Annotated in this window: 26 protein-coding genes; 23 read left to right on the top strand and 3 right to left on the bottom strand. The window is 57.5% G+C overall.

The genetic code is table 11. From position 1 onward, the window contains the following. The first annotated feature begins 12 nt into the window (after window positions 1-12). The 3 genes from eno (at window position 13) to ispD (ending at window position 2,455) form a co-directional block, all read left to right on the top strand. A complete protein-coding gene (eno, locus tag ACQR3R_RS14670; RefSeq protein WP_428273013.1) occupies window positions 13-1,302 on the top strand; it encodes a phosphopyruvate hydratase in 1,290 nt (429 codons plus the stop codon). Between the two features lie 170 nt (window positions 1,303-1,472). Beyond that, window positions 1,473-1,751, top strand: a complete 279-nt coding sequence (gene ftsB, locus ACQR3R_RS14665) for a cell division protein FtsB (RefSeq protein ID WP_008028992.1) — start codon at window positions 1,473-1,475, stop codon at window positions 1,749-1,751. Further along, window positions 1,748-2,455: a 2-C-methyl-D-erythritol 4-phosphate cytidylyltransferase gene (gene ispD, locus ACQR3R_RS14660; protein WP_428273012.1), complete on the top strand. Its 708-nt coding sequence runs from the start codon at window positions 1,748-1,750 to the stop codon at window positions 2,453-2,455. Before ftsB ends, ispD begins: the two co-directional genes overlap by 4 nt. A gap of 166 nt (window positions 2,456-2,621) precedes the next feature. On the opposite strand, the gene ACQR3R_RS14655 is transcribed toward ispD, so the two are convergent. Next, window positions 2,622-3,518: a LysR substrate-binding domain-containing protein gene (locus ACQR3R_RS14655; RefSeq protein WP_428273011.1), complete on the bottom strand. Its 897-nt coding sequence runs from the start codon at window positions 3,516-3,518 to the stop codon at window positions 2,622-2,624. 107 nt (window positions 3,519-3,625) lie between these two features. On the opposite strand from ACQR3R_RS14655, the gene ACQR3R_RS14650 reads away from it, so the two are divergent. The 8 genes from ACQR3R_RS14650 to rpoS all read left to right on the top strand — a co-directional run bounded on the left by ACQR3R_RS14650 (window position 3,626) and on the right by rpoS (window position 10,859). Then, the gene (locus ACQR3R_RS14650) at window positions 3,626-4,738 is read left to right on the top strand and encodes an S-(hydroxymethyl)glutathione dehydrogenase/class III alcohol dehydrogenase (RefSeq protein ID WP_054616002.1); all 1,113 of its coding nucleotides are present in this window, start codon (window positions 3,626-3,628) and stop codon (window positions 4,736-4,738) included. Window positions 4,739-4,746: 8 nt separating this feature from the next. Beyond that, window positions 4,747-5,592: an S-formylglutathione hydrolase gene (gene fghA / locus ACQR3R_RS14645; protein WP_428273010.1), complete on the top strand. Its 846-nt coding sequence runs from the start codon at window positions 4,747-4,749 to the stop codon at window positions 5,590-5,592. A 143-nt stretch (window positions 5,593-5,735) separates the two neighbouring features. Beyond that, window positions 5,736-6,209, top strand: coding sequence for a 2-C-methyl-D-erythritol 2,4-cyclodiphosphate synthase (gene ispF / locus ACQR3R_RS14640; RefSeq protein WP_407012220.1), 474 nt, complete (start codon window positions 5,736-5,738; stop codon window positions 6,207-6,209). Further along, window positions 6,206-7,264, top strand: coding sequence for a tRNA pseudouridine(13) synthase TruD (gene truD / locus ACQR3R_RS14635; protein WP_428273009.1), 1,059 nt, complete (start codon window positions 6,206-6,208; stop codon window positions 7,262-7,264). The genes ispF and truD overlap by 4 nt, the downstream gene beginning before the upstream one ends. After that, window positions 7,252-8,001 carry a 5'/3'-nucleotidase SurE gene (surE, locus tag ACQR3R_RS14630; RefSeq protein WP_428273008.1) on the top strand — a complete coding sequence of 250 codons (750 nt, stop codon included), beginning with the start codon at window positions 7,252-7,254 and terminating at the stop codon, window positions 7,999-8,001. Before truD ends, surE begins: the two co-directional genes overlap by 13 nt. Then, a complete protein-coding gene (locus ACQR3R_RS14625; RefSeq protein WP_428273007.1) occupies window positions 8,001-8,678 on the top strand; it encodes a protein-L-isoaspartate(D-aspartate) O-methyltransferase in 678 nt (225 codons plus the stop codon). Before surE ends, ACQR3R_RS14625 begins: the two co-directional genes overlap by 1 nt. A gap of 129 nt (window positions 8,679-8,807) precedes the next feature. Continuing rightward, window positions 8,808-9,746: a peptidoglycan DD-metalloendopeptidase family protein gene (locus tag ACQR3R_RS14620; protein WP_428273006.1), complete on the top strand. Its 939-nt coding sequence runs from the start codon at window positions 8,808-8,810 to the stop codon at window positions 9,744-9,746. A gap of 105 nt (window positions 9,747-9,851) precedes the next feature. Beyond that, window positions 9,852-10,859: an RNA polymerase sigma factor RpoS gene (gene rpoS, locus ACQR3R_RS14615; RefSeq protein WP_428273005.1), complete on the top strand. Its 1,008-nt coding sequence runs from the start codon at window positions 9,852-9,854 to the stop codon at window positions 10,857-10,859. A gap of 469 nt (window positions 10,860-11,328) precedes the next feature. On the opposite strand, the gene fdxA is transcribed toward rpoS, so the two are convergent. Then, window positions 11,329-11,667, bottom strand: coding sequence for a ferredoxin FdxA (gene fdxA / locus ACQR3R_RS14610; RefSeq protein WP_428273004.1), 339 nt, complete (start codon window positions 11,665-11,667; stop codon window positions 11,329-11,331). Between the two features lie 142 nt (window positions 11,668-11,809). Further along, on the bottom strand, window positions 11,810-14,389 hold the full coding sequence (gene mutS, locus ACQR3R_RS14605; RefSeq protein ID WP_428273003.1) for a DNA mismatch repair protein MutS: 2,580 nt from the start codon (window positions 14,387-14,389) through the stop codon (window positions 11,810-11,812). A 201-nt stretch (window positions 14,390-14,590) separates the two neighbouring features. On the opposite strand from mutS, the gene ACQR3R_RS14600 reads away from it, so the two are divergent. The 12 genes from ACQR3R_RS14600 to ACQR3R_RS14545 all read left to right on the top strand — a co-directional run bounded on the left by ACQR3R_RS14600 (window position 14,591) and on the right by ACQR3R_RS14545 (window position 23,961). After that, on the top strand, window positions 14,591-15,334 hold the full coding sequence (locus tag ACQR3R_RS14600; protein WP_428273002.1) for a S24 family peptidase: 744 nt from the start codon (window positions 14,591-14,593) through the stop codon (window positions 15,332-15,334). Window positions 15,335-15,838: 504 nt separating this feature from the next. After that, window positions 15,839-16,186, top strand: a complete 348-nt coding sequence (locus ACQR3R_RS14595) for a phage holin family protein (protein ID WP_428273001.1) — start codon at window positions 15,839-15,841, stop codon at window positions 16,184-16,186. A gap of 90 nt (window positions 16,187-16,276) precedes the next feature. After that, window positions 16,277-16,801, top strand: coding sequence for a hypothetical protein (locus ACQR3R_RS14590; RefSeq protein ID WP_428273000.1), 525 nt, complete (start codon window positions 16,277-16,279; stop codon window positions 16,799-16,801). Between the two features lie 3 nt (window positions 16,802-16,804). Next, window positions 16,805-17,416 carry a phage baseplate assembly protein V gene (locus ACQR3R_RS14585; RefSeq protein WP_428272999.1) on the top strand — a complete coding sequence of 204 codons (612 nt, stop codon included), beginning with the start codon at window positions 16,805-16,807 and terminating at the stop codon, window positions 17,414-17,416. A gap of 10 nt (window positions 17,417-17,426) precedes the next feature. After that, entirely contained in the window at window positions 17,427-17,759 is a 333-nt protein-coding gene (locus ACQR3R_RS14580; protein WP_428272998.1) for a hypothetical protein, read from the top strand. Beyond that, entirely contained in the window at window positions 17,756-18,751 is a 996-nt protein-coding gene (locus ACQR3R_RS14575) for a baseplate J/gp47 family protein (protein ID WP_428272997.1), read from the top strand. The genes ACQR3R_RS14580 and ACQR3R_RS14575 overlap by 4 nt, the downstream gene beginning before the upstream one ends. After that, window positions 18,748-19,383, top strand: a complete 636-nt coding sequence (locus ACQR3R_RS14570) for a phage tail protein I (protein ID WP_428272996.1) — start codon at window positions 18,748-18,750, stop codon at window positions 19,381-19,383. The genes ACQR3R_RS14575 and ACQR3R_RS14570 overlap by 4 nt, the downstream gene beginning before the upstream one ends. Further along, the gene (locus ACQR3R_RS14565; RefSeq protein WP_428272995.1) at window positions 19,384-21,597 is read left to right on the top strand and encodes a phage tail-collar fiber domain-containing protein; all 2,214 of its coding nucleotides are present in this window, start codon (window positions 19,384-19,386) and stop codon (window positions 21,595-21,597) included. Next, on the top strand, window positions 21,594-21,971 hold the full coding sequence (locus tag ACQR3R_RS14560) for a tail fiber assembly protein (RefSeq protein ID WP_428272994.1): 378 nt from the start codon (window positions 21,594-21,596) through the stop codon (window positions 21,969-21,971). The genes ACQR3R_RS14565 and ACQR3R_RS14560 overlap by 4 nt, the downstream gene beginning before the upstream one ends. A 105-nt stretch (window positions 21,972-22,076) precedes the next feature. Further along, on the top strand, window positions 22,077-22,286 hold the full coding sequence (locus ACQR3R_RS14555) for a hypothetical protein (protein WP_428272993.1): 210 nt from the start codon (window positions 22,077-22,079) through the stop codon (window positions 22,284-22,286). A 2-nt stretch (window positions 22,287-22,288) separates the two neighbouring features. Further along, a complete protein-coding gene (locus tag ACQR3R_RS14550; protein ID WP_428272992.1) occupies window positions 22,289-23,455 on the top strand; it encodes a hypothetical protein in 1,167 nt (388 codons plus the stop codon). Next, window positions 23,455-23,961 carry a phage major tail tube protein gene (locus ACQR3R_RS14545; RefSeq protein ID WP_428272991.1) on the top strand — a complete coding sequence of 169 codons (507 nt, stop codon included), beginning with the start codon at window positions 23,455-23,457 and terminating at the stop codon, window positions 23,959-23,961. Before ACQR3R_RS14550 ends, ACQR3R_RS14545 begins: the two co-directional genes overlap by 1 nt. The last annotated feature ends 104 nt before the right edge of the window (window positions 23,962-24,065 follow it).

The following is a 24,065-nucleotide window of genomic DNA, read 5'->3' as shown; positions in this document are numbered from 1 at the left end:
GTGTTTACAACAATGGCAAAAATCGTCGACATCAAAGGTCGTGAAGTTCTCGACTCCCGTGGCAATCCCACCGTCGAAGCGGACGTGCTTCTCGATAACGGCATCATCGGCAGCGCGTGCGCGCCGTCCGGTGCTTCCACTGGCTCGCGTGAAGCGCTCGAGCTGCGTGATGGCGACAAGAGCCGTTACCTGGGCAAAGGCGTTCTCAAAGCCGTGGCCAATATCAACGGTCCGATCCGTGACCTGTTGAAGGGCACTGACCCAAGTGATCAGAAAGCGCTGGATCACGCGATGATCAAGCTCGACGGTACCGAAAACAAAGGTTCTTTGGGCGCCAACGCCATCCTCGCCGTTTCCCTGGCCGCGGCCAAGGCAGCAGCACAGGACCAGGACCTGCCGCTGTACGCTCACATTGCCAACCTGAACGGCACACCGGGCGTCTACTCGATGCCGGTTCCAATGATGAACATCATCAACGGTGGCGAGCACGCTGATAACAACGTCGACATCCAGGAATTCATGGTTCAGCCGGTAGGCGCCAAGTCTTTCTCGGAAGGTCTGCGTATGGGCACCGAGATTTTCCATCACCTGAAAGCTGTTCTGAAGGCTCGTGGCCTCAGCACTGCGGTCGGTGACGAAGGTGGTTTCGCACCAAACCTGGCCTCCAACGAAGACGCATTGAAAGTGATTTCCGAAGCGGTGGCCAACGCGGGTTACAAATTGGGCACCGACGTGACCCTGGCGCTGGACTGCGCAGCGAGCGAATTCTACGAAGACGGCAAATACAACCTGTCCGGCGAAGGTCATGTATTCACCTCTGAAGGTTTCGCTGATTACCTCAAAGGCCTGACCGAGCGCTACCCGATCATCTCCATCGAAGATGGCCTGGACGAGTCCGATTGGGCTGGCTGGAAAGTCCTCACCGACAAGATCGGCGAGAAAATCCAACTGGTAGGCGACGACCTGTTCGTTACCAACACCAAGATCCTGAAAGAAGGCATCGATAAAAAGATCGCCAATTCGATCCTGATCAAGTTCAACCAGATCGGCACCCTGACCGAAACCCTGGAAGCTATCCAGATGGCCAAGGCCGCTGGTTACACGGCTGTGATCTCGCACCGTTCCGGCGAAACCGAAGATTCGACCATTGCCGACCTGGCTGTGGGCACTGCGGCTGGCCAGATCAAAACGGGTTCCCTGTGCCGTTCCGACCGTGTTTCCAAGTACAACCAACTGCTGCGTATCGAAGAGCAGTTGAATGGCAAAGCCAAGTACAACGGTCGCAGCGAGTTCCGCGGTTGATCGAAAACTGATAAAAGACACCTGATTGTGTCGAAAAAATCGCTACGGCGACGTTTTTGCCACTAATCTGATGCCTTATAAGCACAAGCCTGGGTCTTCCAGGCTTCGTGCTATCAGAAGCTTCAAAGTTTTTGCATGGCTGTCTTTTTTCACTGGATACCTGATATTCGATGCGCAGTCCCAATTGGTTGTTCCTCGTCTTGCTCTTGCTGCTGGCTGGCCTGCAATACCGCCTGTGGGTGGGTAATGGCAGCCTGGCGCAGGTTGCCGAGCTGACTCAGCAGATCGCGGATCAGCACGCTGAGAACGAAGGTTTGCTGGAACGCAATCGGGTGATGGACGCCGAGGTCAGCGAGTTGAAAAAAGGCATGGAAACCGTTGAAGAGCGGGCTCGCCATGAGTTGGGCATGGTCAAGGACGGTGAAACCCTTTACCAGCTAGCGCAATGAACCCCTTGTTGCCGGCCTTCTGGGCCGTCATTCCCGCCGCGGGTGTTGGTGCCCGTATGGCCGCGGATCGTCCCAAACAGTATTTGCAATTGGGCGGTCGCACTATTCTCGAACACAGCCTTGGCTGTTTCCTCGATCATCCATCCCTGAAGGGGCTGGTGGTCTGTCTTGCTGTGGATGATCCTTACTGGCCAGGCCTGGCAAGTGCTGGCGACGCGCGCATCCAGCGTGTTGACGGTGGTAGCGAGCGTTCCGGGTCAGTGCTCAATGCTCTGCTGCACTTGCATGCGCAGGGCGCAGACGGTGACGATTGGGTGCTGGTACACGATGCAGCGCGTCCCAATTTAAGCCGTGACGACCTGGACACGTTGTTGGGTGAGCTGGCAGATGATCCGGTCGGTGGGCTGTTGGCGGTTCCTGCTCGCGATACCCTTAAACGTGTCGACAAGCACGGTCGTGTCATTGAAACCGTGGATCGCAGCGTGATCTGGCAAGCCTATACGCCACAAATGTTTCGCCTCGGCGCGTTGCATCGAGCCTTGGCCGATAGCCTGGTGGCGGACGCAGTGATCACTGACGAGTCGTCGGCAATGGAGTGGGCCGGTTTGGCGCCACGCCTCATCGAAGGCCGATCCGACAACCTCAAGGTCACGCGCCCCGAAGACCTGGAATGGTTGCGTCAACGTTGGGCTAATCGCCGCTGAGTGCTTTATTGACTGCTCGACCGCCATCGCGAGCAGGCTCGCTCCCACAATGGATCTTCAGTGAACATGACCCGTGTGCCCGCCCACAATTAACTGTGGGAGCGAGCCTGCTCGCGATGGCGGCAGTCCAGGCACCGCATAACTTGCGCAAAGATACCTGCAACTCCTAACTCCGGTACTCCGGTCGTTGCGCCAGCCCTTCTTTCAAGTAATCCACCAGTTTGCGCACCTTCGGTGACAAATGCCGTTGCTGTGGGTAAAGCGCCCACACCGCGGTGTTTGGGGGCTGATGGGCATCCAGTAGTGAAATCAGTTCACCGCTTTTGAGATGTTCCAACACGTAATAGTCCGGTAGCTGACACAAACCCACCCCTTGTAGCGTCGCGTCCAAAACTGCCTGCCCGCTATTGCAGCGCCAGTTTCCTTGCACCCGCTGAGAAAATTCCCGGCCATTCTGTTCCAGTTGCCACAGGTCCGAACTCCCTATCAGGCAGTTATGACGACTGAGCTCCGACAAGCTGTGTGGGCGACCGTACCGTTCGATGTAAGACGGTGACGCGCAGAGGTACATGCGTCGTGGCGCCAGGCGAGTGGCGACCAGCCTTGAGTCTTGAAGGCGACCGAGGCGGATGGCCAGATCCAGGCCTTCATGCACCAGATCGAGCGGTCGGTTACTCAGTTCGATGTCTATTCGCAGTTGCGGATACACACCCATAAAACGTGTCACCAGCGGCACAATGAAGCGTTCGCCATAGGCCACCGCACACGTCATGCGCAGCATGCCTTTGGGTTCGCTGGTCAGGTCGCCAACCGCGCGCAACGCTTCTTCACGGCCATCCTGCAAGCGTTGGCAATGTTGTAGAAAAGTTTGCCCGGCTTCAGTCAGCGTAACCCGGCGGGTGCTGCGGTAGAGCAAACGCGTCTGAAGTCGCTCTTCAAGGCGTACGATTTGGCGACTGATATGAGAGGAAGAAACACCGAGCCGTTCAGCCGCCGCAGTGAACTGGCTGCATTCGGCCACGGCAACAAACTCGTCGATACCTTCCCAGCGGTTGTCAGACATTAATGATTATCCCTGTACAGCAATAATGTTTTGCTTTTGTCCCGATTATTAACCGATAGGCACTGTATTACACTCCCGGTCTCGTTTTTATTTAATGGAGAGTCACCATGATCAAGTCACGCGCGGCCGTTGCCTTCGAGGCCAAGAAACCTCTGGAAATCGTCGAAGTCGATGTCGCCATGCCGAAAGCTGGCGAGGTGTTGCTGCGAGTGGTTGCATCCGGTGTCTGCCATACCGATGCCTACACGCTGTCTGGTGCTGACCCGGAAGGTATTTTCCCGTCGATCCTCGGTCATGAAGGCGGCGCGGTGGTTGAGGCCATCGGCGAGGGCGTGACCTCGGTAGCCGTTGGTGATCACGTGATTCCGCTGTACACCCCGGAATGCCGTCAGTGCAAATTCTGCCTGTCGGGCAAGACCAACCTGTGTCAGGCCATTCGTGCGACTCAGGGCAAAGGCCTGATGCCAGATGGCACCTCGCGCTTTTCCTACAAGGGCCAGCCGATTTTCCACTACATGGGGACGTCGACCTTTTCCGAGTACACCGTGCTGCCGGAAATCTCGGTTGCCAAAATCCCTAAAGAAGCACCACTCGAAAAAGTCTGCCTGTTGGGCTGTGGCGTCACGACCGGCATCGGTGCCGTGCTGAACACCGCCAAAGTGAAGCCTGGTGATACCGTCGCCATTTTTGGCCTCGGTGGCATCGGTCTTTCGGCCGTCATTGGCGCGGCCAAAGCCAAGGCTGCGCGAATCATCGCTATCGACATCAACCCGGCCAAGTTCGAAATCGCCAAACAGTTGGGTGCAACCGAATGCGTCAATCCGAAGGATTTTGATCGCCCAATCCAGGAAGTCATTGTCGACATGACCGATGGCGGCGTCGATTTCTCATTTGAGTGCATTGGCAACGTTCAGTTGATGCGCGCGGCCCTCGAGTGCTGCCACAAGGGATGGGGCGAATCGGTCATCATCGGCGTCGCCGGTGCGGGCCAGGAAATATCCACCCGCCCGTTCCAGTTGGTAACCGGCCGCGTCTGGCGCGGTTCGGCATTTGGCGGGGTGCGCGGTCGCACCGAATTGCCGAGCTATGTGGAAATGGCCGAAACCGGCGAAATTCCGCTCGATACCTTTATCACCCACACCATGGGCCTGGAAGATATCAACAAGGCATTCGACCTGATGCACGAAGGCAAAAGCATCCGTAGCGTCATCCACTTCTGAGGTCGGTCATGAGCCTGGAAAATATTTCCTGTCAGAAAAGCTTCGGTGGCTGGCACAAGCGTTACCGGCACCGCTCCGACGTGCTTGGCTGCGACATGGTGTTTGCCGTTTACCTGCCGCCGCAAGCGGAGCAGGGCGGCAAGTTGCCGGTGTTGTATTGGTTGTCGGGTCTGACCTGCACCGATGAAAACTTCATGCAGAAGGCCGGCGCCATGCGCATGGCCGCCGAGCTGGGGTTGATCATTGTTGCGCCGGACACCAGCCCTCGCGGCGCCGATGTGCCGGGTGATCCGGATGGAGCATGGGATTTCGGCCTGGGTGCCGGTTTTTATCTGAACGCCACGCAGGATCCTTGGGCGCGGCACTATCGGATGCATGACTATGTCGTGCAGGAATTGCCGGCATTGGTTGAAGCCCATTTCCCGGCTTCGGACAAACGTGGCATCAGCGGTCACTCCATGGGCGGGCATGGTGCTCTGGTGTGTGCATTGCGAAACCCAGGGCGTTACGCGTCAGTCTCGGCGTTTTCGCCGATCAATAATCCGATGGACTGTCCGTGGGGGCAGAAGGCCTTTTCGCGATACCTGGGTGAGGACCGTTCAAAATGGCGCGAATGGGATGCCTGTGCATTGATTGCCGAGGCGGATGAAAAGCTGCCATTGCTGGTCGACCAAGGTGATCGAGACGATTTTCTTGCCACCCAGCTCAAGCCGCAAGCGTTGCAACAAGCTGCCAAACTGGCCGGTCATCCGCTGACGTTGCGCTTGCAACCCGGCTACGACCACAGCTATTTCTTCATCGCCAGCTTCATCGACGACCATTTGCAGCATCACGGGCGCGCTCTAAGCGCTTAGGGGCTGTTGACGCTCTTTGACGGGCGCGAGGCGCGCCAGGTTGCGCGAGGCACTGCAACGCGGCCGCCACCCAACGTCAACAGACCCTAATGTCTGACAAAGCAGGTAGAATCACGCCCTGACAAAAATCGGGGCGTTTTTTTATGCGTATTGGCCACGGCTATGATGTGCACCGTTTCGCTGAAGGCGATTTCATTACTCTGGGCGGCGTGCGCATTGCACACGGCTTCGGGCTGCTCGCTCATTCCGACGGTGATGTCCTGCTGCACGCCTTGAGCGATGCCTTGCTCGGCGCGGCCGCGTTGGGTGATATCGGCAAGCATTTTCCGGATACCGACCCCACCTTCAAAGGCGCTGACAGTCGTGCGCTGTTGCGTCATGTCGTCGCGCTGGTCCATGCCAAGGGCTGGAAAGTCGGCAACGTCGATAACACTATCGTCGCCCAGGCGCCGAAAATGGCCCCGCATATCGAATCGATGCGCGCGCTGATTGCCGCGGATCTTCAAGTTGAGTTGGATCAAGTGAACGTTAAAGCTACCACCACCGAAAAACTCGGCTTTGTCGGTCGCGAAGAAGGGATTGCCGTGCACTCCGTTGCCTTGTTGCTTCGCGCATGAACGAAGCGCAACTGCTCGGGCCTCGCGCCTACGGTCCTTCTTTAGGCTCTGCTGTCCTGAAAGCGGTCGCTGAAGATTTTCAGGTCGATGAGGTGCTCGACATCCCGCTCAGTGGCGACGGTGAGCATCTGTGGATCTGGGTCGAAAAACGCGGCCTCAATACCGAAGAGGCGGCCCGGCGCATTGCCAAGGCTGCAGGCGTACCCTTGCGTACCGTCAGTTATGCGGGGCTCAAGGATCGTCAGGCGTTGACGCGTCAGTGGTTCAGCGTACAACTGCCAGGCAAGGCCGATCCCGATCTGTCGCCGGCAGAAAACGACACGCTGAAAATCCTCAAGACCGGCCGGCACAAGCGCAAGCTGCAACGTGGCGCTCACTCGGCCAACGGTTTCACCCTGCGCTTGACGCAATTCGCCGGCGACAAAGCGGCCGTCGAATCGCGACTGCAACAGATTAGCCAGCACGGCATTCCCAACTACTTCGGCGCCCAGCGTTTTGGCTTCGACGGTGGCAACGTGGTTGATGCCCGTAGTTGGGCTGCCCGCAAGGCCTTGCCGGAACAGCGCAATATGCGTTCGCGCCTGCTCTCGACAGCGCGCAGTTTTCTGTTTAACCAAGTGCTGGCAGCACGTGTCGCCGACGGTACCTGGCAGCGCGCCCAAGTGGGCGACCTGTTGGCTTTTACCGACAGCCGAAGTTTTTTTCCAGCAGGTGAAGCGGAATGCAACGACCCGCGGCTGGCGATTCTCGACCTGCATCCAACCGGTCCGCAGTGGGGCGAAGGTGACTCGCCGACGACAGGTGTTGTCCATGAACTGGAGCAGGCAATCGCTGCGCGCGAGGCGGATCTGCGCGATTGGTTGATTAACGCCGGTATGAGTCACGAACGTCGCATCCTGCGGCTGCCCATTGCCGGGTTGACGTGGCATTATCCCGAGCCTGACATTCTGCAACTGGAATTCGTCCTGCCGGCCGGATGCTTCGCCACCGTATTGGTGCGCGAACTCGTCGATCTGGTGCCGGTGGGGCAGACGGACAGCCCATGCGTATTCTGATTTCTAACGACGATGGGGTAACCGCACCCGGTCTTGCCGCGCTTTATGCTGCGCTGGCGGATTACACCGAGTGCGTGGTTATCGCCCCGGACCAAGACAAGAGTGGCGCCAGCAGTTCGCTGACGCTCGACCGTCCGTTGCACCCGCAAACCCTGGCCAATGGTTTTATCAGCCTCAATGGCACGCCTACCGATTGCGTGCACTTGGGCCTCAATGGCTTGCTGGAACATCAGCCGGACATGGTCGTTTCGGGTATCAACCTGGGGGCTAACCTTGGGGATGATGTCCTGTATTCAGGGACGGTGGCGGCGGCCCTTGAAGGGCGTTTTCTGGAACGTCCTTCGTTTGCCTTTTCGCTGGTCTCCCGGCAGGTGGATAACCTTGCCACGGCGGCTTACTTTGCGCGCAAACTGGTTGAGGCTCACGCCGACCTCGACCTGCCACCGCGCACGGTACTTAACGTGAATATTCCCAATTTGCCGTTGGACCACATCCGCGGTATTCAACTGACCCGCCTAGGCCATCGCGCCCGTGCCGCGGCGCCGATGAAAGTGGTTGATCCGCGGGGTAAGTCCGGTTACTGGATTGCTGCCGCCGGGGACGCCGAAGACGGTGGCCCGGGTACGGATTTTCATGCGGTCATGCAAGGCTATGTTTCAATCACACCACTGCAACTGGATCGCACCTTCAATGATGCCTTCAGAAGTCTCGATGGCTGGCTGGAGGGACTGCGTTAATGGCTCGTGAGCAAGACGATATTCTGCGTCGCGGGATTGGGATGACGTCCCAGCGTACCCGCGAACGCCTGATCCAGCGTCTGTATGACGAGGGACTTTCCAACGCCAGGGTGCTGGAGGTCATTCGTCGTACGCCGCGTCATCTGTTTGTCGATGAAGCGCTTGCGCATCGCGCATACGAAGATACCGCGCTGCCGATCGGTCATAACCAGACAATTTCCCAGCCCTATATGGTGGCGCGCATGAGCGAGTTGCTGCTTGAGGCGGGGCCGCTCGATAAAGTCATGGAGATCGGCACAGGCTCCGGCTATCAAACGGCGGTGTTGTCGCAACTGGTCGAGCGCGTGTTTTCCGTTGAGCGCATCAAGGTATTGCAAGATCGGGCCAAAGAGCGCCTGGTCGAGTTGAACCTGCGTAATGTGGTTTTCCGCTGGGGTGATGGCTGGGAGGGCTGGCCGGCGTTGGCGCCTTACAACGGAATTATCGTGACAGCGGTGGCTACCGATGTGCCTCAGGCGTTGCTTGATCAATTGGCACCAGGGGGGCGTCTGGTCATTCCGGTCGGCTCTGGCGAGGTTCAACAGTTGATGCTGATTATCCGTGAGGAGCAGGGCTTCTCCAGGCACGTATTGGGCGCCGTACGCTTCGTCCCATTGCTGAATGGGCCACTTGCCTGAGCATTTGTTTCAATGCGCTGAATTCCTTTCGATTGCCCCTGTCTTACAGCGGCATCGATGATTTTAATGAACTCACCGTCAGGCATTAAACGTGTTCGCCAAGCCAATTCGCTTCAATAAAGGTAAAGCATGCACGGCCCGTTATACTTGCGACACTTCGTGCCGGATTACGGCAATCCAAATTTTCAGCCACCACAAAGGGAGCGGCGGGTGAGTCTCACAGTCATTGCGCAGCGAATGGGTAGAACGAGCTTTCAGCGCCTGGTGACTGGCCTTGTCTTGAGCACCTTGCTGGTCGGTTGTTCCAGCAATAAATCGAGCGACGTGCGCGTTGTCGATCGCAACAACGCTGTCGCCCAGCGTCCAGCAGTCACTACCGGTCAGTATGTCGTTCGACCTAAAGATACCCTGTTCTCCATTGCTTTCCGTTACGGCTGGGACTACAAGGCCCTGGCTGCCCGCAACAACATACCCATGCCGTATACGATCCACCCAGGTCAGACCATTCGCTTCGATGGCCGGACCGGTTCAACACCTACGGCGGCCGCAAGCGAGTCGAGTTCAACGCCTTCATCGTCGATTAAAACTACGGTCATCCGGCGTCAGCCCAACGGCGCAACAACCAGTTCCACGGTGGTTGCACCGTCCGTCGCCAGCAAGCCAGCACCGGCGCCACTGCCGCCTGCAGGCCCGGCTCCGACCGGATGGGGATGGCCATCTAATGGCATTTTGATTGGAAAATTCTCTTCAAACGGTAGTTTGAATAAAGGAATTGATATCGCCGGAGATTTGGGACAGCCTGTTTTAGCTGCGTCTGATGGGACGGTTGTATACGCCGGGAGTGGCTTAAGGGGCTACGGCGAATTAGTCATCATCAAACACAGCGATACCTACGTCAGTGCCTACGGACATAACCGCAGGCTGTTGGTTCGGGAGGGGCAGCAGGTCAAGGTCGGACAGACAATTGCCGAAATGGGGTCAACGGGTACAGACCGGGTGAAACTGCATTTTGAGATTCGCCGACAAGGTAAACCTGTAGATCCACTGCAGTTCCTGCCACGTCGTTGATTTGTTTCCAGCCTGTTCCGTCACGTAGAGGGAACAGGCTCCAGCGTTGCCAAGGATAAAGGCGCCGCTTGAGCTTGAGGTCGAACTCACCAAAGGACTATAACAATGGCTCTCAGTAAAGAAGTGCCGGAGTTTGACATCGACGATGAGGTTCTCCTGATGGAGACCGCCATCGTTACGGATTCGATGTCGAATGATGAAGGGGCTGCTCCACCTTCTGTTCGTGCCAAATCCAAACACTCCGCTTCGTTGAAGCAACACAAGTACATTGATTACACACGTGCGCTCGATGCCACGCAGTTGTACCTCAATGAAATCGGCTTTTCCCCTCTGTTGTCCCCCGAAGAAGAAGTTCACTTTGCGCGTCTTTCGCAAAGTGGAGATCCGGCTGGGCGCAAGCGCATGATTGAAAGTAACCTGCGGCTGGTGGTGAAAATCGCCCGGCGCTACGTCAATCGTGGTTTGTCTTTGCTGGACCTGATCGAGGAGGGCAACCTGGGGCTGATACGAGCGGTTGAAAAATTCGATCCTGAGCGCGGCTTCCGCTTTTCGACGTACGCGACCTGGTGGATTCGTCAGACCATCGAACGCGCCATCATGAATCAGACCCGGACTATCCGGTTGCCGATCCATGTGGTCAAAGAGCTCAACGTGTACTTGCGCGCAGCACGGGAACTGACGCAAAAACTCGATCACGAACCCTCACCCGAAGAAATCGCCAACCTGCTGGAAAAACCGGTGGGTGAAGTCAAGCGCATGCTTGGCTTGAACGAGCGCGTTTCTTCGGTCGACGTCTCGCTGGGTCCGGATTCGGATAAAACCCTGCTGGACACCCTTACCGACGACCGTCCTACCGATCCATGTGAACTGCTGCAGGATGACGACCTGTCGCAGAGCATCGATCAATGGCTCTCTGAGTTGACCGACAAGCAGCGCGAAGTGGTTATACGCCGCTTTGGCCTGCGCGGGCACGAGAGCAGTACCCTGGAAGATGTAGGCCTGGAAATTGGCTTGACCCGCGAGCGCGTCAGGCAGATCCAGGTTGAAGGCCTGAAACGCCTTCGGGAGATTCTCGAGAAGAACGGCCTGTCGAGCGAATCGCTGTTTCAATAAGCGCATCGCCAGCCAGGCAGCAAAAGCCCCGACTGGTTCGGGGCTTTTTGTTTCTGGCGTTTTTCAGGTGAAGCCTGATGATTGTTGTCTCGCTTTGTAAGCCTTCGCTTACTTTTTCGTAAGTGTTCGTTATTTTTACAGGTTGGTAACCTACGACTTTCCTACAGAAAGAAACTCAGGCTGTTGATTCATAAGAACATTTTTTGTAGGTCTCTTGGCGCAATAACGCATTGGGTCAATGTGCGTCGATTGCGAAGATAGGGGAACTCTCTAATATTCAGATTGTGTCAACGGACAGACGCACTCTTCAAGGATGAAGGGAAAGGAATTCGCAGGATGCGATTTCATCAGGATGATGAAAAGGACTAAAGGGAATAGGGAAAAAATGTGGGCGGGTCAAACCGCCCCTTTTTTTGCCTGCAGAAAAGCAAAAAGGCCCGTGAGGGCCTTTTTGAGAACGCGGGGGTAATCAGCGTTCGAGGTCTTTGAGCTTGCTACCAACGGATTTGTTGATCACGCGGTCAAACTCTTCAGCGTCTGGCATCGATTCTTTCTTTTCAGTGATGTTGGGCCAGATTTCGGCAAGCTCAACGTTCAGCTGAATGAATTCCTGCATGTCTTCCGGGACTTCATCTTCGGAGAAGATAGCCACGGCAGGGCATTCTGGTTCGCACAGTGCGCAGTCGATGCACTCATCCGGGTGAATCACCAGGAAGTTCGGGCCTTCGTAAAAGCAGTCCACCGGACAGACTTCTACGCAGTCGGTGTACTTGCACTTGATGCAGTTGTCGGTGACGACGAAGGTCATTTCTAATTCTCTCCTCAGGCGGCGGCAGCGGAGCCCCTTCAGGACGGGGTCGCCAGGTTCGGGAGCGATAGTCTGCAGACCAGGCTATTAGCCTGCAGCATCCCAAACCGCGCGAGATTCTAACAGCTTGCAGGCAAGTGCGTTAGATCCGTGTCTTTAATGTATAGAGCATTTCCAAAGCCCTGCGTGGCGTCAGGTCATCCAGATCAAGCTTGGCCAGTTCATCCAGCACCGGATGCGGCAGGCTGGCAAACATGTCGCTTTGCTGCGGAGCGGCCGGTTTGCCCTTGCTTGGCTTGGGAACTTCATGCGGCAACGCAGTGGCTTCGAGTCGACCCAGGTGCTCGCGAGCCCGTACGATCACTTCGCTTGGCACGCCCGCCAACTGTGCAACGGCCAGGCCATAGCTCTGACTGGCGGGGCCTGGCAGCACATGGTGAAGGAACACGATGCGCTCGTTGTGCTCGGTGGCGTTGAGATGCACGTTGGCAACAAGCGGTTGAGCTTCCGGCAACACCGTCAGTTCAAAATAGTGAGTGGCGAACAACGTGTAAGCCCGCAAGTACGCCAGGCGTTCGGCTGCGGCCCAAGCCAGCGAGAGGCCGTCGAATGTGCTGGTGCCGCGACCGACTTCGTCCATCAGCACCAAGCTGCGCTCGGTGGCGTTGTGCAGAATATTGGCGGTCTCGCTCATTTCGACCATGAAAGTCGAGCGCCCACCGGCGAGGTCATCGCTGGAGCCGATTCGAGTGAAAATCCGGTCCACCAGCGACAACTCACAACTCGCTGCCGGGACGAAACTGCCGATGTGTGCCAGCAACACGATCAACGCGGTCTGTCGCATGTAGGTCGATTTACCGCCCATGTTCGGGCCGGTGATCACCAGCATGCGGGTGTTGTCATCCAGGCTCAGGTCGTTGGCCACGAAAGGCGTACTCAGCACTTGCTCGACCACCGGGTGACGGCCCTGGGTGATGCGCATGCAGGGCTCGTCGACAAAACGCGGACAGTTCAGGTCCAGGTTCAGCGCGCGTTCTGCAAGGTTGCTCAAAACGTCCAGTTCTGCCAGTGCGGCCGCCGTGTCCTGCAACGGTGGCAATTGCGAAATCAGGTCTTCAAGCAAGGCTTCGTACAGCATCTTCTCGCGGGCCAGTGCGCGGCTCTTGGCTGACAGGGCTTTGTCTTCAAACGCCTTCAGTTCTGGCGTGATAAACCGCTCTGCACCTTTTAATGTCTGGCGGCGAATGTAATCGGCAGGCGCCGATTCGGCCTGTTTGCTCGGCAATTCGATGAAATAACCATGGATACGGTTATAGCCGACCTTCAGGTGCGACAGGCCTGTGCGAGCTTTTTCACGCGCCTCCAGATCAATCAGGAACTGCCCGGCGTTTTCGCTAAGCGACTGCAGGTCATCAAGTTCACTGTCGTAGCCGGTCTTCAACACGCCGCCGTCACGGATCACCGCGGGCGGGTTGTCGATAATGGCTTTTTCCAACAGTGCCGCCAGTTCCGGGTAGGTGCTGGTGGTTCGCGCCAATTGAATTATGTGGGGCGCTTCAAGTTCGGTCATTGCGATTTGCAGTTCTGGCAATGCACCCAGTGCGTCACGCAGGCGGGCAAGGTCGCGAGGGCGCGCATTGCGCAGGCCGATTCGCGCCAGGATCCGCTCGATGTCGCCAATCTCCTTGAGCTGTGGTTGCAGCTTTTCGAAACGGTAGCTGTCGAGCAGACAGGTAATAGAGGTCTGGCGCGCCAGCAATACGCTGAGATCGCGCAGCGGACGGTTTAGCCAACGCGTCAGCAGGCGACTGCCCATTGCGGTCTGGCAACGGTCGACCACCGATTGCAGCGTGTTCTCACGACCACCGGCCAGGTTGGTGTCCAGCTCCAGATTGCGCCGACTCGCGCCATCCAGCACTACGGTGTCATCCAGGCACTCATGGCGCAGGCTGCGCAAGTGCGGCAGGGCAGTGCGCTGGGTTTCCTTGGCATAGCTGAGCAGGCAACCGGCGGCGCCGATGGCCAGCGTCAGATTCTCGCAGCCGAAACCTTTGAGGTCTTGCGTCGAAAATTGCTGGCAGAGACTTTTCAGCGCCGAGTCCCGCTCGAAATCCCACGGCGCACGGCGACGAACGCCACGACGCTTCTCGGCAGGCAGGTCTTTTGGCCAGTCATCCGGGATCATCAGCTCCACAGGATTGACGCGTTCCAGCTCCGCCAGCAGATTTTCCCAGCCCTTGATTTCCAGCACGCTGAAGTTGCCGCTGGTGATGTCCAGCACCGCCAGGCCGAACAGGCGTTCGTCACCCAGGACAGCGGCAATCAGGTTGTCGCGACGCTCATCCAGCAGCGCCTCGTCACTCACCGTTCCCGGCGTGATGATCCGCACCACCTGACGATCCACGGGCCCCTTGCTGGTTGCCGGATCGCCGACCTGCTCACAGATCACCACCGATTCGCCGAGCTTGACCAGTTTCGCCAGGTAACCTTCCGCCGCGTGGTAAGGAATCCCACACATGGGAATTGCCTGGCCTGCCGATTGCCCACGGGCCGTCAGTGTAATGTCCAGCAACTTGGCGGCTTTCTTCGCATCTTCATAGAAAATTTCGTAGAAATCGCCCATGCGATAGAACATCAGCTGGTCAGGATGCTGGTTCTTCAGGCGCCAATATTGTTGCATCATCGGCGTGTGACTGGACAAATCGGAGATGGCTTTATTCATCGGATATCAGGCAAATTCGTTGAAAGGTGTAGGGCAAAGGAGGGACAGCGGCCCGGCTTTTCCGCGATGGGCGCAAGGTTACCATGGGCGGTCCGCTCGACGCAGGCATCAAAGCCTCGCGATGATCGTCTGCTGAATATTCAGCGTGTATGCGCTATTTATGCAGTTTTGCATTTGTCTTGCGCGAAAAGAACACGCATTATGCGCTTTATGCAAAAACGCAATGTTTCTACTGTCTTAAGAGCACTGCTCGACCAGCACGGAATCTCCCCCACGGAGCTGCACCGTCGCACCGGCGTGCCTCAATCCACTCTCTCGCGGATTCTCAGCGGGAAGATCGTCGATCCCTCGGATAAACACATCTCGAAAATCGCCGAGTACTTCGCCGTGAGCACTGATCAGTTGCGCGGGCGCGCCGATGTAACGCTGCCCGCCGCTGCCGGGCGCAACGAATTACATTCCGAACTCAAGGACATAAGTCTGTGGGACGACGATACACCGGTCGATGACGACGAGGTGTCGGTCCCCTTTCTTCGTGAGGTTGAATTGGCTGCAGGATCAGGAAGATTCGTCATTGAAGAAAGCGAGCGCTCTAGCCTGCGCTTTGGCAAACGCAGCTTGCGGCACAATGGCGTGCAGTTCGATCAGGCCAAATGCGTGACCGTACGGGGCAACAGCATGTTGCCTGTGTTGCGCGATGGCGCCACCGTCGGCGTCAATGCCGGTAAATGCGCAATCGGCGACATCGTTGACGGTGACCTTTACGCGATCAATCACAACGGGCAACTGCGGGTGAAACAACTCTATCGTCTGCCGACCGGCATTCGTCTGCGCAGCTTCAATCGTGACGAACATCCGGATGAGGACTACACCTTCCAGGAAATCCAGGAAGAGCAGATCGTCATCCTCGGTCACGTCTTCTGGTGGGGCATGTACGCCCGTTAACCTCATCACCTTCAAATGAAACCCGCCATCAGCGGGTTTTTTTTCGCCTGCCAATCGGTGCCTTGGCCCTTTGTTCACGGGACTTAAATGCGCTGGTGCATTTTCAGTGCATAAATAAATGCATTTGTGCATTGACTGTATATGCATCCATGCATATTCTTTGTCTCAAGCCGCTCAACAAAGCAGCTCGAAACGAAGCTCTTTAGTTCCAGAACACAGGCAGCGATGAACCGGCCTCAACGGTTCAGAGGGTTGGCAACTGACCCGGGTGTGCAGCGTAAAGCACCAGAAGCAGTTATCCGGCGGGCAGGGACCGCGGTCGGAAAAACAATTTGAATCGATCTGTACCGCGCCAGTAGCGCCGAACGATCAACGCGAAGGACCGCATTACTGAAAAGCCCGGGTGACCGGGCTTTTTGGAATGCCTACCTGATGACATGTAATCAACGAGACATCACTTGCAAGACACGTAGGAATCTCATTCATCACCCAGGAGGGCGTGACATGACAAACGAGCAACAAGCGTTGCTGGACATGCCGATCTGGCTGGTCATCGTGCTCGCCCTGATCGGCGGGGTGTGCGGCGAAATGTGGCGCGCCGACAAGGAGGGCGCTCGTGGCTGGTCATTGCTGCGGCGCCTGGCCCTGCGTTCAGGGGCCTGCATGATCTGCGGAGTCTCGGCGATCATGCTGCTGTACGCCGCTGGCATGTCGATCTGGGCGGCTGGCGCGTTTGGCTGCCTGACGGCTATGGCCGGAGCCGACGTTGCCATTGGCCTTTATGAACGCTGGGCGGCCAAACGCATCGGCGTGTGCGACGTGCCGCCACGAGACTCCCACCCAGACCCGTAATGTGCGCCTCCACTCTGCCGTTCTGGCAACCCCGATCTGCTGCATGAATCGACGCAGCAATCGCTTCGATTTTTCAACAGGAAGCCAATTATGTCCCTCGACATCGATAAGCCGTCGCGGCTGTTGTTTGCCATTGCCGAGGCGTTGCGCTCGGCTGGCTTGGGTTTGAAGGTTGCAGGTCGTCAAGACTTCGACGGCACGTTCGATCAGGCGTGGACCCTGATCGCCATCGAGCGCAATGCACCTGGCGGCCGCGCCAACGACGGGCGCATCGCCCATGTTCTGACGGTATCGCTGCAAATCATTGTGTCGCCGACGCTGGACGATCCGGGGCTGGCCGCTTGCGATCTGGCCAGCGTGCTCAAGGGTTTGATCACCGATAACCGTTGGGGGTTGCCGGGCAGTCAATGTGATTTGCCCATGAGCATCGACGCCTTGCCGACAATGTTTATCAGCGAAACGCGGGAATACCTCGCCTGGACACTCTCTTTCACCCAGACCCTCTACCTCGGTGCATTGCTGCTCGACGATCGGCTGGGCATCCCGAAATTTGCCAGAACCTGGGAAGTCTCGGACATCAACGACCCCAACCAATACACCGAACTGGAGGACTGAGCCATGTTCGATGCGCTTTTGCGTCAGCAACTCGGCCCGATCATCGAACGGTTGGCCGAGATGGAAACCGAACTCGAAGACCTGCACCGACGAACCGATAGCCTGTGCCGTATCGGCGTGTGCCAAGAGGTCGATGCTGCCAGCAACACCTGCAAGGTGAGACACGGCGAATTGCTGACGCCGGCCATTCGTTTTTTCAATCCCAGCGCCGGGGCTCAAAGCGAGTCGCGGATACCTACGGTCGGCGAGCAATGCCTGCTGCTGAACCATGGCGGCGGTGAGGGCGGCGCTCAGTCCGTCGCGTTGTTCGGGCTGAACGCCGATCAGTTTCCACCCGCTTCGACTCAGGCTTCGTTGACGCGTCGCCTTTATCTGGACGGTACGGAAAGTGGCTATGACGACGCGAGTCATGCCTTGCACTGGAAAAACGGCCCGACGACGTTCACCGGCTCGCGCCAAGCGCTCGAATTGAACATTGGTGCGGCGCGGCTGGCGATGTCGCCCGAGGCCGTCGAACTGCAACTGGGCGCGGTCGGTTTGCGACTCGACGCGTCCGGTGTGCACCTGAGCGGCCCGGTGGTGGATCACCAGGGACGCGTCATCAGTACCGCATAAAGAGTTTCCCATGATCGGAATCGATAGAAACACCGGGGTGGCCGTCGACGACTGGCCACAGTTTGTGCAGCGCGCAACCCGGGCGCTGACCACGCCGTTAGGTACCCGACAGAAGCGTCCATTGTACGGCTCGTTGATCCCGGATCTGCTGGGGCAAAACCTTGGCGATGACGTGCTGATCCTTGCGCAGAGCTTTGCCGCTCAAGCGTTCTATAACGAGCAGAACGGCATTGGCGACTTCCAGCCAAGTGTCGTTGTGGCCAACCGCCAAGGGGCCGGGCTGGTGCTGCGTTTCGCCGGCACCTGGCACAACCGCAAACAGACATTCGAGGTGGTGACATGAGCATGTTGATACCCGGTCAGAACCAACTGGCTGAACCTTCGATCGTCACCGTCGAAGCGTTCGAGGACTTGCTCGCAGAGTTCAAGGCGTTTGTTGTCGAGTACGTCGGCGCCCGTGCACCGGAGACGGCGACGAAGCTCAAGATCAGTCTCGACAATGAAAGCGAGTTGCTGACTCTGGCCCTTGAAGCTTTTTGTGTGCGTCTGCAAATTCACGAGCGCAAATACAATGCTCGTATCAAACAAATGCTCGCGTGGTGGGCGACCGGCAGCAATCTCGATGCGCGCCTCGCCGATATGGGCCTCGAGCGTCAGTTGCTGGACCCCGGCGATCCGGCGGCATTCCCGCCGATTGCTCCGGTGTTCGAGAGCGACGATGACGCCAGGCTGCGTTACTACCTGGCGCCGCATGCGCCCGCCGCAGGTTCACGCATGCAGTACCGCCGTGAAGTGTTCACGCTCGGCGAGCGCCCCACCGTAAACGTCGACACTCATGCTCCCGGTGAGGTGACGGTGACTTATACCTTCGATCCCGATGGGTTCGCGGCGCAGGTCAAGGACGGCAACGGGCGGCGCACGTCACCCGGCGAGGTGATGGTCACGGTGCTGGCGCGCGAGGGCGATGGCGGCGCATCCGACGATTTGCTCGACGCCGTGCGCCGACACTTTGCGAGGCCTGATGTACGGCCGGAAACGGATCGCGTAACGGTGCAAGGTGCGCACATCAAACATTACAAAATCCGGGTCATTGCCCGGATCAACGCCGGCCCGGATTCGGGGCTGACCAGGCTCGCGGCGCAACAACAATTGCAGGCGTATGCACACAGTTGTCATCGACTGGAGGGGCGCGTGGATCCGAGCTGGATCGATTACACGCTGCACGATGCCGGTGCTGTTCAATTGGAGATTCTGGAGCCGCTCGAACCGATTGTGACCAGCGCTTTTGAAGCGCCGTACTGCACCGGTGTCGAGGTGGAGGTGCTCACGCTATGAGTGACCCAATGCTTCACCCCAGTCTGCTGCCCGCTAACAGTTCACCGTTGGAAAAAGCCCTCGACCTGGGCTTTGGCCAACTGCTTGACCGCATCGAACCACCATTCCCCGAGCTGATGAACCCGACCGCAACACCCTCGGCATTTCTGCCTTATCTGGCGGCGGATCGTGGTGTCAGCGAATGGAGCGCCGAAGCCGCCGAGACCGAAAAGCGTTTGACCGTTCAACTCGCCTGGCCCACGGCACGACAAGCCGGCACCCGACAAGCGCTGGAAAATGCGGCCAAGGGTTTACGCCTGATCCCGGAAATCCGCGCGTGGTACGAGCAAACACCGCAGGGCCAGCCCTACAGCTTTTCCGTGCGGGCCTTCACCGAACAACCTTACAGCGAAGCCATCGACGCACGTCTCGACCGACGCTTGGCAGACGCAAAAAGCGAACGCGACATGTTGTCGGTGTCTGTCGGCTTGAGCGCATTCGGTAATCACGTGATGGGTGCGGCGACGGTGTGCGGGGAGCTGACGACGGTATATCCGATTGTCATCGAAGGGCTTCAGGCATCGGGCCAGGCCTATATAGCCGCCGGGCTTTACGCCGTTGAAACATCCACTATTTATCCTCAGGGGACCTAAATGGCCGACTATTACACCCTGCTAACCAATGCCGGGATCGCCTATGAAACTGCCTGCAAGGCAGCGGGCATACCGATCAAACTGTCTCAGCTCTCGGTCGGTGACGGCGGCGGCGCGGTTTACAACCCGGCCGCGACCGCTACAGCGCTCAAACGTGAAGTGTGGCGCGGGCCACTGAACGCATTGTTCCAGGATGAGAAAAACCCGAGCTGGTTGCTGGCTGAAGTGACTATTCCACCGGATGTCGGCGGCTGGTATGTGCGTGAAGCCGGCATCTGGACCGACACTGGCATTCTTTACGCCATCGTCAAATACCCGGAATCATTCAAACCAGTACTGGCAACGTCGGGTTCGGGGAAAGAGTTTTATATCCGCTCGATATTCGAGACCAGCAATGCGTCGCTGGTGACATTGTTGATCGACGACACCGTGGTCAAAGCCACCCGCGCTTGGGTCATGAGTTACCTCGCCGATGAACTGGCGAAGCTCGATGGCAAGCAATCGGTGCGTGCAGCCACTACGGAAAACATCGTGCTCAGTGGTGCGCAACAGATCGATGGCGTGGCTGTGGTGTCGGGCCAGCGAGTACTGGTGACCGCGCAAACGGCTGCGAAAGACAACGGGATTTATGTCGCGGCTAATGGCGCGTGGGTTCGCTCTACCGATTCCGACAGCAGCGCCAAGGTCACCCCGGGCCTGACCGTAATGGTCGAAGAGGGCAACGCAAACGGTGACTCACTTTGGCACTTGATCACCAATGGCCCGATCACCCTGGGCACCACCGCGCTGACCTTCGAAATGCTCGCCGGCAGAACCGGAATCCAGGCAGGGACTTACAAGAGCCTGACGGTCGACAAGTATGGCCGCGCCACTGGCGGCACTAATCCAGAAACGCTGGCAGGTTTTGGTATTAAGGACACGTATACCAAGGCTGAAATCGAAGCAATGATCGCCCAGGCGTCGGCGTTGCCGGTGGGGACGATGGTGGCGTTTCCCGTGAACAAAGTTGCGCCCGGGTTTCTGGAAATTGATGGCAGTGTGAAGAGCATTGCGCTCTATCCGGATTTGGCCAGTTTCCTTGGGACGGCGTTCAACAAGGGTAATGAGGGCGCCGGTAATTTCCGTTTGCCTGAGTCACGCGGCGAGTTTTTGCGGGGCTGGGATCATGGGCGCGGTGTTGATATTGGGCGTGCTATCGGCAGCTATCAGGACGATGATTTTAAGTCTCACACGCATGCCGCCATCGACATAATGCGAAATTCCTGGCCAGGGCAGACACCAGGCGGATCGGGTTCAGGTCTCGGATTCGATGATCCTGGGCATTTAGCTAATATTGCAGCTTCGGGTGGTGTAGAAACTCGTCCGCGCAACTTGGCTGTGATGTGGTGTATCAAGGCCTGGAACGCACCGATCAATCAGGGGAATGTTGATATTGCTGTGTTGGCTGCTGAAGTTCAGTTGGCTAGGTCGTTGGGGATCGCAGGTAGTTACAAAAGGTTGTCTATCACGACCTCTGGCTTAAGCGCTGACATTGCGGTGACTGCCGATAAATTAGTGGTGGGCTCTGGAAATCTTTGTAGGGTTTTGAGCAGCGTAAACATTAATTTTAATGGGTTGTCCGTCGGGGCTAACGGTCTAGATGTTGGCGCCATAGCAGCGTCAACCTGGTATGCGGTTTGGGTTGTCTGGAATGACACTACCGCGAAAGCGGCGGGCTTACTTTCGTTGAGTGGAGCAGCTCCAAATTTACCGGTTGGGTTCTCGTACATGGCGCTTGTTGGTTGGGTCTTTACAGACGCTACTGCCAATAAGTTCCCCCTATCGCAAATCAAGAAAGACAAGCGAGTTGTCTGGAGAATTGCACCCGGTAGTAACGTTGTTGCTGCGCGTCGCATGGCAAACGGTGCGGCCGGAAATGTCACTGCGCCAGTTTGGGTGGCGGTAGCTACTACCGCCTTTGTATCGCCTACGGCCAGTTCAATCGAACTTGAACTTGTACAGGTTTCGGCTTCCGCAGCGGCCGTTGCTCCTAATGCCAGCTACGGCGGGGTTTCCGACACCAACAACCCTCCACCGATTTGCTCGGTTTTCCTCGGTGGCTCTGGTGGCACCCATGGAAAGAACAGAGGGGATCTAGTACTTGAGTCGGCCAGCATTTACTGGGCTTCGTTAAGTGAGAACTTATTCTGCTTGGGTTATGAGGACAGTGTATGAGCATTGGGTGGGCTGTTAAAAATGATCTGTCGGGTACGCGTTCATTTGATAGTGAACACAACACGCTTCTGGATGATGAGTATTTTGTCGACATCAACGATGGGCCTGAGCCCGAAGTTGTACCGCCGATTCCGAGTAGCGACATGCTTAGCGCGCTTGCGAAAGAGCGGCGCGACAAGCTACTGGCCGTTGCCGCAAATCGAATGGGACCCCTTAAAGACGCGGTGGATACCGACCGTGCGACGGGCGATGAAGTTTCTCGCCTAGCGCAGTGGAAAGGCTATCGAATCGACTTGAACCGGATCGAGTTACAAGCAGGCTTTCCGCTCGATATCGACTGGCCCCTGTCGCCTGACGAAGTCCCGACCCAATAAACGCCCCGCGCCCACGGGGCGTTTTCTTTTGCGCAAAACAACACAAGAACACAACAACCGACAGCCCCTTACCCAAGGGGCTTTTTCGTTTATGGAGAAACCGAAATGGCAGAACGCCAAACCTACACCGTGCTCGTCCCATTCCCCACTGGGCGTGGCCATTGGTCGAACGTCGGCCAGGAACTGAGCCTGCTGGATGTGGAGGCCAGTGCGTTGCGCAGCGCGGGTCGTCTGCAGCTTAAAAAATCCGAGGGCGTTGAGTCGTCCTCCCATTTCATTCCGGCCCAAAAGGCCGTTGCCAAGAAGGCTGAATAACCATGGCTGAGGTTTTGAATTTCGAGCACAACGGCATCACCGTCAATGCCACTGAATCTCCCGAGGCCATGGGTGGCCTGGGCGACAACGTCATTGGCCTGGTCGGCACCGCACCGAATGCGCACTTGTCGATTCCCAAGAATGCCCCGTTTCGAATCAGCAGTTTCACCACTCAGGCGCTGCTCGATCCAACCGGCGCCGAATCGGGCACGTTGTTTCAAGCCGTGTTCCAGATCCTGAAAGTGGTCAAGGTGCCGGTGTACGTGGTGATCGTCGAAGAGGGCGTCACGCCGGCCGATACGTTGAACAACGTGATCGGCGGCGACGAGGCGCTGACCGGGCGCAAACTCGGGCTCGCCGCGTTGAGCGGGGTGCCCGAAGACTTGACCATCATCGGCGCGCCGGGCTTCACCAGCACCAAAGCGGTGGCCAGCGAATTTGCCTCTTTTGGCAAGCGGATCAAGGCGCGCGTGGTGCTCGATGGCAAGGATGCCGCCGTCGCCGACCAAGTGTCCTACAGCGAAGAACTGGGCGGTGCGGACCTTGGCTTCGATCGTTGCTTGCTGGTGCACAACATGCCATCGGTGTATTCCAAAGCCGCGAAGAAAAACGTCTTCCTGTCGCCGTCGAGCCTGGCCATCGCCGCACTGGCGAAGGTCAAGCAATGGGAGAGCCCAGGCAATCAGGTGACTTACGCCGAAGACGTTTCGCGGGGGGTGGAATACAACATCCTCGACACCTCCACCGAAGGCGACCTGCTCAACCGCTACGGCATCAGCTACTACGCGCGCACCATTCTGGGCGGCTTCTCGTTGCTGGGTAACCGCTCGATCACCGGCAAGTTCATCAGCTACGTCGGCCTCGAAGACGCCATCAGCCGCAAATTGGTCAAGGCTGGCCAGAAAGCCATGGCCAAGAACCTGACCAAGTCGTTCATGGACCAAGAGGTCAAGCGCATCAACGACTGGCTGCAAACCCTGGTCGCCGACGAAACCATCCCCGGCGGCAGCGTGTACCTGCACCCGGAATTGAACAGCGTCGAGAAGTACAAAAACGGCACCTGGTACGTGGTGATCGACTACGGCCGCTACGCGCCAAATGAACACATGATTTATCAACTCAATGCCCGCGATGAAATCATCGAGCAGTTCCTGGAGGACGTTCTCTAATGTTTACCAACCGCGTAAGACAGGCCATCGCGGCCACCCTGCAAGGCCTGCCGTTGTCGGCAACGGTGGAGGAATTCACCCCGCCGAAGATCGAATTCGACATGGAAGAAATGCGTGGCGGCCGTTTCATTGCCGAAGAAATGGCCAAGGGCAGCAAGGCACTGACTGCCACCTTGAAGCTGCAAGGCATGGGGCCCGAATTGATGCTCGCACTGGGTGTGCAACTGGGCGACGACATTCTGTTGAATGTGCGTGAGGGCGGTCAGGATCAGGACGGCAACACCTGGTTTACCTACCACACCGTCGGCGGCAAGTTGAAATCCCTGGCGGAAACGATGCTCAAGATGAACGAAAAACCCACCACGACCCTGGAGCTTTCCTGCCGCACCTACAACCGTCTGGAAAACGGTGTCCCGGTGATCGACATCGACGTGCGCACCCAGAAGTTCGTGCTCAACGGCGTCGACATTCTCGGCGGTGCCCGCCGCGCAGTGCTGATGCCTTAAAACGGTGGGAGGGAGCCTTCTTGCGATGGCGGTGTATCAGGCACATGGACGTTGGATGCACTGCCACTTTCGCGAACAGGCTCGCTCCCACATGGGTTTGGCGT

This window comes from Gordonia sp. IEGM753 (genome assembly GCF_050321825.1).
In the GTDB taxonomy this organism is placed as follows: domain Bacteria; phylum Pseudomonadota; class Gammaproteobacteria; order Pseudomonadales; family Pseudomonadaceae; genus Aquipseudomonas.
Note: the sequence above shows the minus strand (reverse complement) of the source record. Positions and strands in the feature narration are given on the sequence as shown.

Coding starts and splice junctions, on each gene's coding strand:
- eno (WP_428273013.1), top strand. CDS start 13: ATGGCAAAAATCGTCGACATCAAAGGTCGTGAAGTTCTCGACTCCCGT.
- ftsB (WP_008028992.1), top strand. CDS start 1,473: ATGCGCAGTCCCAATTGGTTGTTCCTCGTCTTGCTCTTGCTGCTGGCT.
- ispD (WP_428273012.1), top strand. CDS start 1,748: ATGAACCCCTTGTTGCCGGCCTTCTGGGCCGTCATTCCCGCCGCGGGT.
- ACQR3R_RS14655 (WP_428273011.1), bottom strand. CDS start 3,518: ATGTCTGACAACCGCTGGGAAGGTATCGACGAGTTTGTTGCCGTGGCC.
- ACQR3R_RS14650 (WP_054616002.1), top strand. CDS start 3,626: ATGATCAAGTCACGCGCGGCCGTTGCCTTCGAGGCCAAGAAACCTCTG.
- fghA (WP_428273010.1), top strand. CDS start 4,747: ATGAGCCTGGAAAATATTTCCTGTCAGAAAAGCTTCGGTGGCTGGCAC.
- ispF (WP_407012220.1), top strand. CDS start 5,736: ATGCGTATTGGCCACGGCTATGATGTGCACCGTTTCGCTGAAGGCGAT.
- truD (WP_428273009.1), top strand. CDS start 6,206: ATGAACGAAGCGCAACTGCTCGGGCCTCGCGCCTACGGTCCTTCTTTA.
- surE (WP_428273008.1), top strand. CDS start 7,252: ATGCGTATTCTGATTTCTAACGACGATGGGGTAACCGCACCCGGTCTT.
- ACQR3R_RS14625 (WP_428273007.1), top strand. CDS start 8,001: ATGGCTCGTGAGCAAGACGATATTCTGCGTCGCGGGATTGGGATGACG.
- ACQR3R_RS14620 (WP_428273006.1), top strand. CDS start 8,808: ATGCACGGCCCGTTATACTTGCGACACTTCGTGCCGGATTACGGCAAT.
- rpoS (WP_428273005.1), top strand. CDS start 9,852: ATGGCTCTCAGTAAAGAAGTGCCGGAGTTTGACATCGACGATGAGGTT.
- fdxA (WP_428273004.1), bottom strand. CDS start 11,667: ATGACCTTCGTCGTCACCGACAACTGCATCAAGTGCAAGTACACCGAC.
- mutS (WP_428273003.1), bottom strand. CDS start 14,389: ATGAATAAAGCCATCTCCGATTTGTCCAGTCACACGCCGATGATGCAA.
- ACQR3R_RS14600 (WP_428273002.1), top strand. CDS start 14,591: ATGCGCTTTATGCAAAAACGCAATGTTTCTACTGTCTTAAGAGCACTG.
- ACQR3R_RS14595 (WP_428273001.1), top strand. CDS start 15,839: ATGACAAACGAGCAACAAGCGTTGCTGGACATGCCGATCTGGCTGGTC.
- ACQR3R_RS14590 (WP_428273000.1), top strand. CDS start 16,277: ATGTCCCTCGACATCGATAAGCCGTCGCGGCTGTTGTTTGCCATTGCC.
- ACQR3R_RS14585 (WP_428272999.1), top strand. CDS start 16,805: ATGTTCGATGCGCTTTTGCGTCAGCAACTCGGCCCGATCATCGAACGG.
- ACQR3R_RS14580 (WP_428272998.1), top strand. CDS start 17,427: ATGATCGGAATCGATAGAAACACCGGGGTGGCCGTCGACGACTGGCCA.
- ACQR3R_RS14575 (WP_428272997.1), top strand. CDS start 17,756: ATGAGCATGTTGATACCCGGTCAGAACCAACTGGCTGAACCTTCGATC.
- ACQR3R_RS14570 (WP_428272996.1), top strand. CDS start 18,748: ATGAGTGACCCAATGCTTCACCCCAGTCTGCTGCCCGCTAACAGTTCA.
- ACQR3R_RS14565 (WP_428272995.1), top strand. CDS start 19,384: ATGGCCGACTATTACACCCTGCTAACCAATGCCGGGATCGCCTATGAA.
- ACQR3R_RS14560 (WP_428272994.1), top strand. CDS start 21,594: ATGAGCATTGGGTGGGCTGTTAAAAATGATCTGTCGGGTACGCGTTCA.
- ACQR3R_RS14555 (WP_428272993.1), top strand. CDS start 22,077: ATGGCAGAACGCCAAACCTACACCGTGCTCGTCCCATTCCCCACTGGG.
- ACQR3R_RS14550 (WP_428272992.1), top strand. CDS start 22,289: ATGGCTGAGGTTTTGAATTTCGAGCACAACGGCATCACCGTCAATGCC.
- ACQR3R_RS14545 (WP_428272991.1), top strand. CDS start 23,455: ATGTTTACCAACCGCGTAAGACAGGCCATCGCGGCCACCCTGCAAGGC.